The following is an 8,483-nucleotide window of genomic DNA, read 5'->3' as shown; positions in this document are numbered from 1 at the left end:
CGAACCGACTTTGTCAACATGTCAAATTAAAACGGACAGACCGCCGGTGGGATTGTGATCCTCATCGAAGGTCCATATCTCTGCTATACCGAGCGCGTGCCACTTGGCGTGCGTGCGTTGATGACGTCATTCAGCCATCCGTTGATGATTCTGTCGAAGAGTCTCGCACCGGCGCTCGCGACCGGCAACAGCGTGGTCATCAAGGCATCAGAACAGATGCCGCTCACGGCACGTGCGGCTCGTCGAACTGGCTGCCGCAGGCCGGTGTCCCGGACGGCGTGGTGAACGTTGTGCACGGCGAGGAGAAGGAAGCGGGCGCCGCGCGCGCGGCATCTGTTGGTTGCCGCGCAAACTTTCGCACTGGCGACGCTCGAACTTGGCGGCAAGGGCGCGGCCATCCTCTTTGACGACATGGACCTCGATCGCGCGGTGAATGGCGCCGCGTTCGCAGCGTTCATCGGCACGGGGCAGACCTGTGTGTGCGGCGCGCGCATTCTGGTGCAGGAATCGATCTATCCAACGTTTGTGAAGAAATTCAAGGCGAAGATCGCGTCGATCCGCGTAGGCGATCCAGCCGACATCAGGACACGACCCGGCCCGGTGAGTTCCGAGCGTTCGCGCGCTCGCATCCTGGCGATGTTCGAACGAGGGTCGCCCAGGGCGCGAAGGTGCTGGGGGGCGGTGGCATTCCAGAACACCTGCGGGACGAGGGCGTCTACCTTGAGCCCGCCAGATGTCCGGCTTTTGCGATGCGCGTCGAAAGCAAGCGTTTCTCTCATGCTTCGGCCCAATCCGGCGGCACTTCGCGTTGGTCAGACATCAGATGAACGCGGCATGTCATCGCGCCGTACTCAAAGATCGCTTTGCCGTATGGCATGATTGGAGTGTCACCGTCGCATTCCAGAAATTTATTTAATTAGGATAACCACGCTTTATCCAAGAAGATAGCCTACAGCCGTCAACTTGACAAAGCCCATTCGACAACTTGACAATGCCGTACTCAGTGATGCTCACCGAAGCACATTCTCATGAAGAAAAAAATAGCACTTCTGCTTGCGATGGGGTTGGTCACGATGCACTCCGCTCACGCGGCGGATTTGATCATTCTCTCAGCGGCTGCGATGAAAGGCGCACTGCAGAACCTGCCAGAACGATATCTGGCTGCAGCAGGCGATCGCGTGCGCGTCATCTACGGCACCGCGGGACAGGTACGTGACCGGGCAGTATCGGGCCAGGCCTTCGACCTCATCATCGTTCCACCCGAGCCCCTCGCCAAACTGACCGAGCGCGATCTTGTCAGGAAGGGTTCGCAGGTCGATGTCGCGCGCGTGCGGCTCGGAGTCGCGGTCAAAGCTGGTGCCGCGTTGCCCGCGATCAATGACGACCCGGCGTTCACGAAGGTCCTGCTCGATGCCCCTTCGATCGGTATGGCCGACCCCGCCACCGGCGCTACCTCCGGCATCTATCTGGCCCGGTTGATCGACCGCCTGGGGATTGGCGGCACGGTGCGTCACAAGGTCAAATATTATCCGGAAGGGCAAACCGCCATGGAAGCGATGGCACGAGGCGAAGTGTCCCTCGGATTAGGGCAGATCAGCGAAATCAAGCCAGTGCATGGCGCCAGCGTCGTCGGACCGATCCCGGAAGATCTGCAACTCGTAACGACCTACGCAGCGGGCGTCGGCACAATGAGCGAGCATCCGGATGCAGCGAAAAAACTCCTTTCCTATCTCACCGGCCCAGCAGTGCAAACGTCTTTGAAGGCGAACGGATTCGACCTCGTCTCACCGGCCAATTGATTCATTCCGTGCACGAGGAGTCGTAGCGTCAAGAGTCTCATAAACGGGGAAAAGCAATGAGCAACACGAAAGACACGCAGCAGCGGGTCCAGCGACGCCGCTTGCTGCAAGGCGTGGCGCTGACACTGATGGGCACGGCAGTGCCGCTCTCTGCCAGCGCGGCGGCGCCGCAGATCATTGCCGAAGATCACTGGGCGCAGAAGGGTGCGGTGAAACTGTATCTGTATCGCAAGCGACTCGCGGACGACCGCAACGCAAATTCCGGCCGGAAGCCTGTGTTATTCCTTGTGCACGGTTCGTCGTTTTCGGGCCGGGGGGGCTTCGACCTGCAAGTGCCGGGAGCGGAGAACTACTCGTTCATGGACGAGTTTGCTCGCTACGGCTTCGACGTTTGGACCTTGGACCATGAAAACTACGGCCGCTCGTCGCAAACGGATTCAAACTCCGATGTCCGCTCCGGTGTCGAGGACCTGAAAGCCGCGATGCCGATTGTCACAAGGGTGACTGGCCAAAAAGCGTTCATGTTTTATGGTCAGTCGTCCGGCGCCCTCCGTCTGGGCGTCTTTGCAATGGAAGAGCCGGACCGCGTGGAGCGGATGGTCCTGGATGCGATCACCTATACGGGCGAGGGCGCGCCGGAAATCATGAGGCGTCGCGCGAACATCGCGGCCCTCGAGGCCAGCAGCTTCCGCCCAACCTCGCAGGCGAGCTTCGATGCCATCTTCGCCCGCGACGACCCGTCGACGGTCGATCCCAAAGTGCCGAAGGCATTGGGCGACTATGAACTCAAGCTCACGAACCGGACGCCAAACGGCACCTACATCGATATGGCGATTCATATGCCGATGGTCGATCCGAAACGGCTGCAGTGTCCCGTTTGCATGACGAGAGCCGAACATGACGGCAATGCGACCGATGCGGAGCTGCTCGATTTTTTTTCGCAGTTGCCGAACAAGGACAAGCAGTTTTGCGAGATCAAGGGAGTGGCTCACATTGCGGTGCTGGGCATCAACCGGCATCGAATCTGGCATGCGATGCATGCCTTCTTCACGATGCCTCCGCAGCGTTCAGCCTGACGTAAGCGAGAGCGTGCAAAAGCCGGGGAGGGCAGCTCGAGCATCTGGCTGCCGCACCAGCTTCGTGTGGGGTCCGCTGATCAGTCGGGCCACATTCTCGTGAGCGCCGACTGCCGTCGTGGGCGGCGCCGCCCGTTAGAACTTATGCCGCATGCCTACACGAAGCACGACCTGATGATTGTCGTTCGATGGAGTCACGCCGTTGATCGCGACAACCGCCGCACTTCCCGTCGAATCCGTACCGGCAGCCTTTTGATAGATGCCGACGAAGTAGACATCGGTGCGCTTCGAAAGGAAATAGTCAGTACCGGGTTGGTGCATATTCAACGAAGCCGAAAGGTCTAATGCGCGACTAACTGTCATCCGCCCGGGCCTCGCAGCTTAGCTGCGCCCGCAACCAGCCGCCAGACGGAGCCGAAGAAACGAGCGCAGAATGCAAGTCCCGTTTCGCTACGCGAAGTAGGATAGTCCCGAAAGGATAGATTGCCTGAATTTGACATAATTAAGATGATCACTTTTCGTGATCTTTTTAGTTCAAATAGTGCACTATTGATTCCAAGCCGGCTGTCTGTTGGCTTCGCCCCCTGCACACGCGGGGCCGCCGACGAGCGCGCTGCCTCGCTCTTGGCGCGCGACTGGGCGAACCCGGTGAGGGCGGCGCAACCTCCTTGACGACCGCGCTGCGTGTAACTTCTGGTAGATTTATCGTTGCGCGGCGCAGTGCAGACAAAGACCGCGAATGATATTCGTCGAGGTACGTTATGGAAGTTCTTGATCGCGCGCCCGCCGTCTCGCCGGATTGGCGCGCTGTGGTTTTTATATTGTCGGCCTGCGGCCGCGACGTCGAATGCGCGATTGCGCGTGACGCGCTCGAAGAACACTTCTGGCTGCCGAGTGACGCCGAGGCGACGCGAACACTCAAGACTTTTGAAAATGGTCGCAACCGTATCGTCGCAGTCGCACAAAGAAAGCTACTTGCGCGGCCAGGCGATCCGCTGTGGCTTGCCGGCAACGACTTCGCGACCCGGTAACCAAAACTACATGACGATGACTCGTGCGTCCGGGACGTTCATCGGGCAAACACAAGATGAAAGCATGATCGTTTCGCGGTAACCAGGTGTCGCAATGGCGGGTAGCACGAATCGGCTGGGGTTGTCCGGCTCGAAGCACTATCGCTCTTTGCATTTCCTCAAGGACCCCGACCGACAGAGCAGAAGGGCCGCTTTTCCGTAAAGCAGCCACCTCATGACGAGCTAACAATGATCGCAATAACCGACGCCCGCGGGCCGCGACGACACCTCTAACGCGCGCGGTTCTTTGCAAGCAGTCCTGGGCGACATCGTGCCCGGCGGACTGAAGTAGCGCACGTTCAGTCTCTGAACGCCGCCGCAGACGGCGAGCTATTCGGCGGTCACGAATACAGTTCTCGATGTCGCGTGGATCTGATCGATCACACTACCGGAATGCGCAACAGGATCCCGGTCGACGCGAGAGCGCTGGTTGAAACCGCAAGGTTACTGAGTCCGCGACCATGTTTATCTGGTAGAAGTGCATTGCGCATGGCGCCCAAAACCGGCGATAGCCTATCCTGCCATCACTTTTTCAATGTTGAATTTCGGCTGCAGAATTCGACATTTTCTGCGAGGTTGATCCGCTGAGTTTGCGTGGTCACTTGTGCGATTCCGTGGGTTCTGTGCAAAGAGTCTGTCAGCGCGCCCGGGGAGATTGAGATCATTGTGTCTATCGAGTCGGCGGGATCGGCAGTGTCTGTATGTTGACTCCGATCCCGAAGTCAACCGGGCGAATTTGCGGGGCTATTCTGCTGATCGCACAGAAACATAGCCTCAGTCTGACGGGTTCCTGCCATATGTCGGCTAGCTCACGTGCACCGGTTTGCGATGTGTGCCCAAGAAGTCCGTAGAGCTATCTGATCAAATCTGCCGGCATGGTCGATTGAATTTCGCAGACGCTCCGTTGGGGATTGCTCACTAGTGGGTTCTGGTTCGTGGGTGTAGCGCGTCGATCCGGACGTCGCTGTGTACCTGTTCGCCAAGTCATAGCCCTGGCCTGCGATATGCCCGCCTGAAAGCGGACGGCTTGGGTAGGGTAGCAAAAATATTTCTCTGTTCCAGCGGTTTCCTGCGTATTCCGCGCAGTTCCGATCGTGCAGTCCGACCGTCGGAGGGGGGATTGACGAGCCGTTTCGCGATTCGCATGATGATCCAAAGACGATGCATGGGAGTGAATCGTGCCGGGTGCAAAGAGCTACACACGGGCGCAGTGGGATGAGTTTGTCCATGCCCTTGAGGCGCTACCGGAGAAAGCCCGGAACGAACAACGCGTCACGGTCAGCGATGCGATGAAAGAGATCCGGGCGCATATCACTGCCACCCAGGCGAAAGGTTATACGCTCGAAGAGATCGTCCAGGAGGCCGGACGCAACGGGCTCGATGTCAGCATCGGTGCGGTCAAGTATGCGCTGTATCACCCAGCGCCTTCCGACGCGACTTCCAGAATGGCCAATCTACAGGGAAAGAGCGAGGCGGGACTATCGTCCCGTTCGAGGCATGCTGCAAAGCGAAAGGGTGCGCGTGTGAGTAACGCGCACGACGATACACGGCAACAACGGGGAAGGGGCGCAAGCCAGCCAGAATCAATGGAGATTCGCGATGCGTTCTCGTTTGAGATCCGGCCTGATATTGAAAATCTGTAGGAGATTGGTCATGGGTACGACTCACCCCATTTATCTGGTTGGCGGAAGCAAGGGCGGTGTTGGAAAAAGCATGGTGACGCTCGCCCTTGCGGACTACTTGCAGCGACAGAATATTCACGCGGTACTGCTGGAAACAGATACATCGAATCCGGATGTCATGAAAGCGCTCAGGGACGAGATCAAGTGCGCAGCCTATGATCTCGACGATGCAAATGGCTGGATCGGATTCGTCAACTTCTGCGATACACACAGGGACGCGGCAGTGATCGTCAACACGCAGCACGCAATCAGATAGGGGTGACTCGATACGGCGGGACGCTGGCCCGAACGCTGGATGAGTTGCAACGGCAACTTGTCGTGCTATGGGTGATCAACCGGCAGCGCGATAGCCTTGAATTGCTGCATATTTTCGGGCAGACGTTTCCGGATACATTGACACACGTCGTTCGAAATGGCTACTTCGGTGCATCGGACAAATTCACGCTGTATGAGGAGTCGCAGCTTCGCAGGTGCATTGAGACGAAGGGGCGGTCGCTCGACTTCCCTGATCTGGCGGATCGAGTTGCGGACGAACTGCGCAGTCAACGCATTTCCATCCGCAAGGCGGCGGAGGTGATGCACATCGGGGAGCGGGCGGAACTGTTGCGATGGCGAGCGCTGTGCAATGCCATGTTCTCGAAGGTGATCAACGCCGAGGGAACCACCTATGAGCAATAGGCGGGCGAATCCGGTCGATCGGCTTATCCGCCTGTTTCGGGAGGTATCGGGGGATGTTCCTGACGGGGCCAGTCTGGCCCGCATGCACCGGGTATCGAGCGCGTTGAACCTGCATGACAATGACGCGCTATGGTCGATCATCGCTGTCCTCGAATACTACGTGCGCATGTACGAAACGATGCCGGAGCGAATCCGGTGGGCGAGCGAGGGTAGTCTCGAAGCCGCACGCCGGGAAATAGGTGGCGCGATCGACGCGCTGATGCAGCAGCATCGGGATGCGCTGGAGCGATGCAAGGGGACGATCCAGTTGGCGAAAAAGCTGATACAGGAGCACGAGGAGCGGTACCAGGCAGCACTCGCGCAACTCAACGAGACCGCAGTGATTGCCTTGACTGAGCGCATGTCAACTCAGGTCGCGCGCACGGCAGGCAACCGGTTGATCGGTGTTGCAGCAGTTGCGGCCCGCGAGCAGCGCGACCGACTGGACAGCGCGGTCAGCGCGTTCGGGCAGGCGATTGAGGCAGCGACGGAGCGTGTGGAGGCGATGGCTACGCGGATGGAAAGGCGTTTTGCACGCTCGATGAATCGCTTGTTGCTGGTGGGCGTAGCCGTCCTCTGCCTGCTCCTTACAACTGGGTTGGTTAGCTAGTCGAAAGGATATCATTGGGTGGGCGCGGACTGTCGCGCGGGTGCAGTTCCGGCAGGCAGACGGCAGGCCTTGAAAGGGCCGCCGTCTGCCTTGCCCGGCTACCATGGCAAGGGTCGGGCTTACGCGTCGTGCCGATCAGCGCTCGCGATACTTTCGCTGGCAGCAGTCGGTAAAGGCCGCTGGGGCACGTTATTGCGGGTGACGGGGGATGCTTCTGCATTGCGAGGCGTGTTGTTGATGTGCTCGCTGCACTTGTTGACATCTGCTTCGGCGTCGGCAATCTCGTCGTCCTGCGTCTCACCTTCGCCGTTCCCTGCGTCCGCCCCGTCCTCATCGACGTGGATATTCCATGAGGGTGCGGCCGGGATTTCGCGATCGGTGAGGATTTCCGGGAGCCATGCGGCCTTTGCGAGCCGCAGTTCGGCGGCGGCAGCGGCGTCGGTCTTTTTCATCTTACCGAGATCGGCGGCGATCTTTGGTGACACGGCAGGGGCGACGACGTCCGCGATGCGCGCCTTGCTGACATGATCGAAATACGAGGCGCGCGTGGGCGTCCAGTACCTCGTCATGTCGAGGTTCAGCGCGCCCGCAAGCGCATTGATCGCATGCGGCTTTTTCTCCGCCTCGATGCCGTCGAGCAGGGTGCCAGTGCAGAACGCGAGCAGGTCGAGCAGCGTCGTGGCGGGGTCTTGCTGGACGAGCCACGGCAGCAGATCGATGCATTTCGCAGGCAGTTCCGCGATCCAGCGTGCGCGCTGCGCCTCGATAGCGTTCCATGCGGGGGTGGTGGACAGGTCGTTCGCCGCGCGCAGCAGGTTTTCGTGGTTGTTCTCGCCGGAAAACGCCAGATAGTTGCGCGCAGAAGTGTGACCATAGTGCTCTGGCATGGCCTGCGGGATCAGTTGCCGCAGGAGCGCCGCGAGGCGCGACGGCAGGCTGCGCGATCAGTTCCGCGTGGATGGCAACGGTGCGATGCGCGGTGAGCCGCTGGCATCTGGCATAGTCTCGCGCTATGGACGGGCTTGACCTTCGGTGCCAGCGTGCCTGACGTGTGCCGGGCCTCGGCTTCCGACGTGCCGGTGACAGTTGCGCCTGCCGCGTCAAGGGCGGCGCTGTTCTCGCGCCGCACGAGGCCGCGCTCGATGAGCAGTTCGCCTTGTGGGCCGACGATCACGAACGCACCGGCCTCGGCTATCTGATCCGAGTCCCAAACCATGGCGCGGCTTTCGAGCGCGATGATCGCCGTATCGACGCGCCCGATTTCCTCATTGATGAGATCGGCTTCCTCATAGGCGTTTTCGTCGTCCTCCGACAGTGCCTCAAGTTTTTCGGCCAGTTCGTCCTGCTGCGCGGTGAGGGCATCCATATCGCGTTGTTCGTCCTCTGTATACGGACGCTGTACGGGGCGCAGCCTGCCGTGGCGGTTGAGTTCCAAAAAGTCGCGCTCGACCCGCGTTTCGGTCCAGCCCCATCGCTCGGCACGGACCTCCTCCGCGGCGGCGTCGAGCTTCTGCGCGACGAGGCGCTGC

General features: G+C 59.8%; 7 protein-coding genes and 5 pseudogenes. 9 read left to right on the top strand and 3 right to left on the bottom strand.

Annotated elements, in window-relative coordinates; all coding sequences use genetic code 11:
- Positions 1–54: 54 nt before the first annotated feature.
- The 5 genes and pseudogenes from P0D89_RS49070 (at position 55) to P0D89_RS49055 (ending at position 2,875) form a co-directional block, all read left to right on the top strand.
- Positions 55–285, top strand: coding sequence for an aldehyde dehydrogenase family protein (locus P0D89_RS49070; RefSeq protein ID WP_408369862.1), 231 nt, complete (start codon positions 55–57; stop codon positions 283–285).
- A gap of 3 nt (positions 286–288) precedes the next feature.
- A pseudogene (locus P0D89_RS54745) lies at positions 289–597 on the top strand (aldehyde dehydrogenase family protein); the annotation flags it as partial.
- Between the two features lie 130 nt (positions 598–727).
- Positions 728–916: pseudogene (locus tag P0D89_RS54740) on the top strand (IS6 family transposase); the annotation flags it as partial.
- A 112-nt stretch (positions 917–1,028) separates the two neighbouring features.
- A complete protein-coding gene (locus P0D89_RS49060) occupies positions 1,029–1,799 on the top strand; it encodes a molybdate ABC transporter substrate-binding protein (protein WP_408379126.1) in 771 nt (256 codons plus the stop codon).
- Positions 1,800–2,158: 359 nt separating this feature from the next.
- The gene (locus P0D89_RS49055; protein ID WP_408379124.1) at positions 2,159–2,875 is read left to right on the top strand and encodes an alpha/beta fold hydrolase; all 717 of its coding nucleotides are present in this window, start codon (positions 2,159–2,161) and stop codon (positions 2,873–2,875) included.
- Positions 2,876–3,010: 135 nt separating this feature from the next.
- Here P0D89_RS49055 and P0D89_RS49050 read toward each other — a convergent pair.
- Positions 3,011–3,184: pseudogene (locus tag P0D89_RS49050) on the bottom strand (porin); the annotation flags it as partial.
- Positions 3,185–3,636: 452 nt separating this feature from the next.
- Here P0D89_RS49050 and P0D89_RS49045 point away from each other — a divergent pair.
- The 4 genes and pseudogenes from P0D89_RS49045 (at position 3,637) to P0D89_RS49030 (ending at position 6,954) form a co-directional block, all read left to right on the top strand.
- Positions 3,637–3,906, top strand: a complete 270-nt coding sequence (locus tag P0D89_RS49045) for a DUF1488 family protein (RefSeq protein ID WP_408379122.1) — start codon at positions 3,637–3,639, stop codon at positions 3,904–3,906.
- Positions 3,907–5,123: 1,217 nt separating this feature from the next.
- On the top strand, positions 5,124–5,588 hold the full coding sequence (locus P0D89_RS49040; RefSeq protein ID WP_408369874.1) for a hypothetical protein: 465 nt from the start codon (positions 5,124–5,126) through the stop codon (positions 5,586–5,588).
- Between the two features lie 10 nt (positions 5,589–5,598).
- A pseudogene (locus P0D89_RS49035) lies at positions 5,599–6,305 on the top strand (nucleotide-binding protein).
- Positions 6,295–6,954 (top strand): hypothetical protein, encoded by a 660-nt coding sequence (locus tag P0D89_RS49030; RefSeq protein WP_408369877.1) that lies wholly within the window; start codon positions 6,295–6,297, stop codon positions 6,952–6,954. The pseudogene P0D89_RS49035 and the gene P0D89_RS49030 overlap by 11 nt, the downstream one beginning before the upstream one ends.
- Positions 6,955–7,073: 119 nt before the next feature.
- On the opposite strand, the gene P0D89_RS49025 is transcribed toward P0D89_RS49030, so the two are convergent.
- Together P0D89_RS49025 and P0D89_RS49020 are read right to left on the bottom strand one after the other, a co-directional pair.
- Positions 7,074–7,841: a hypothetical protein gene (locus P0D89_RS49025; protein WP_408369880.1), complete on the bottom strand. Its 768-nt coding sequence runs from the start codon at positions 7,839–7,841 to the stop codon at positions 7,074–7,076.
- A gap of 11 nt (positions 7,842–7,852) precedes the next feature.
- Positions 7,853–8,483 (bottom strand): annotated as a pseudogene (locus P0D89_RS49020) (hypothetical protein); the annotation flags it as partial.

It is taken from the genome of Paraburkholderia sp. RL18-085-BIA-A (assembly GCF_046027075.1).
GTDB lineage: Bacteria > Pseudomonadota > Gammaproteobacteria > Burkholderiales > Burkholderiaceae > Paraburkholderia.
The sequence above is the reverse complement of the archived record's forward strand: the minus strand, read 5'-3'. Positions and strand labels throughout refer to the sequence as shown.

Excerpts from the sequence above, each read along its gene's own strand:
- P0D89_RS49060 (WP_408379126.1), top strand. The coding sequence starts at position 1,029 with ATGAAGAAAAAAATAGCACTTCTGCTTGCGATGGGGTTGGTCACGATG.
- P0D89_RS49055 (WP_408379124.1), top strand. The coding sequence starts at position 2,159 with ATGGACGAGTTTGCTCGCTACGGCTTCGACGTTTGGACCTTGGACCAT.
- P0D89_RS49045 (WP_408379122.1), top strand. The coding sequence starts at position 3,637 with ATGGAAGTTCTTGATCGCGCGCCCGCCGTCTCGCCGGATTGGCGCGCT.
- P0D89_RS49030 (WP_408369877.1), top strand. The coding sequence starts at position 6,295 with ATGAGCAATAGGCGGGCGAATCCGGTCGATCGGCTTATCCGCCTGTTT.
- P0D89_RS49025 (WP_408369880.1), bottom strand. The coding sequence starts at position 7,841 with ATGCCAGAGCACTATGGTCACACTTCTGCGCGCAACTATCTGGCGTTT.